The 1358-nt window shown below is 73.8% G+C and carries 2 protein-coding genes; both read right to left on the reverse strand.

The window, feature by feature from the left end; translation table 11 throughout:
* Nucleotides 1-449: dihydroxyacetone kinase subunit DhaL (dhaL, locus tag ACJA3G_RS37005; RefSeq protein ID WP_406557392.1), on the reverse strand; the 449-nt coding region annotated here is incomplete at its 3' end.
* A gap of 48 nt (nucleotides 450-497) precedes the next feature.
* Nucleotides 498-1358 (reverse strand): dihydroxyacetone kinase subunit DhaK (dhaK, locus tag ACJA3G_RS37010; RefSeq protein WP_406557393.1); only part of this gene is annotated, 861 nt, incomplete at its 5' end.

Consider the following 1358-nt stretch of genomic DNA (forward strand, 5'->3'; position numbering starts at 1 on the left):
GCGAACGACTCCCCGAGCGCCTCGACGGCCGGGAGCAGCGCGTCCAGCATCGTCTTGTCCCCGGCCGCGGCCCCGCCCAGCTCGGCCACCGCCGCGACACCCTCGCCGAGCGCCGCAGCGAACTCCTCCCGGCTCACCTCGGCCCGGTCACCGAGCGCCTTGCCGGTGCGGCGCAGCAGCGTCCCGTACAGCGGGCCGGAGGCGCCGCCCACCGTCGAGATCAACTGCCGCCCGGCGAGGGCGAGTACGGCGCCGGGGGTGTCCGGGCTCTCCTTCTCCAGGGCGTCCTTCTCCAGGGCGGCGGTGACGGCGGTGAATCCGCGCCGGAGGTTGGCGCCGTGGTCGGCGTCGCCGATGGCCGAGTCCAGCTCGGTCAGCCGGTCCGCCTCACGGTCCACGGCCGAGGCCGTCACGGTCATCCAGCGGCGGAAGAAAGCGGCGTCGAGCACGAGCGACTCCTTGAGAGAGCAGGGACGGGAATACGGCAGGCGGACCGTTCAGCAGCCCCACCGCAGCGCGGGCGTGTTCACGGGCGCGTCCCACAGCCGCAGCAGCTCCTCATCGGCCTGACACAGCGTCACCGAGGCGCCGGCCATGTCGAGCGAGGTGACGTAGTCGCCCACGAGCGTGCGCGCCACCGGGACGCGCCGCTCGGCCAGCACCCGGTGCACCTCGGCGGTGAACCCGTACAGCTCCAGGAGCGGTGTCGCCCCCATGCCGTTGACGAGCAGCAGGACGGGACTCGACGGCTTCAGGTCCTCCAGGACCGCGTCCACGGCGAAGTCGGCGATCTCCCCGGAGGTCATCATGGGCCGCCGCTCGCGCCCCGGCTCACCGTGGATACCGACGCCGAGCTCCAGCTCGCCGGGCGGCAGGTCGAAGGTGGGACCGCCCTTGGCGGGGGTGGTGCAGGCGCTGAGGGCGACGCCGAAGCTGCGTGAACTCGCGTTGACCCGGCGGGCGATCGCCTCCACCCGCTCCAGGGGCGCGCCCTCCTCGGCCGCGGCGCCCGCGATCTTCTCCACGAAGAGGGTGGCCCCGGTGCCGCGCCGCCCGGCGGTGTAGAGGCTGTCGGTCACGGCCACGTCGTCGTCGACGAGCACCCTGGCGATCGTCACGCCCTCGTCCTCGGCGAGCTCCACGGCCATGTCGAAGTTGAGCACGTCACCGGTGTAGTTCTTGACGACGAACAGCACCCCGGCCCCGCTGTCCACGGCAGCCGCGGCGCGCACCATCTGGTCCGGCACCGGCGAGGTGAACACCTCGCCGGGACACGCGGCGGTGAGCATCCCGCGCCCCACGAACCCGCCGTGCAGCGGCTCGTGCCCCGACCCGCCCCGGGGCACGAGCCGCTGCAC

The organism is Streptomyces sp. YS-3 (assembly GCF_045257485.1).
Taxonomy (GTDB): Bacteria; Actinomycetota; Actinomycetes; order Streptomycetales; family Streptomycetaceae; genus Streptomyces.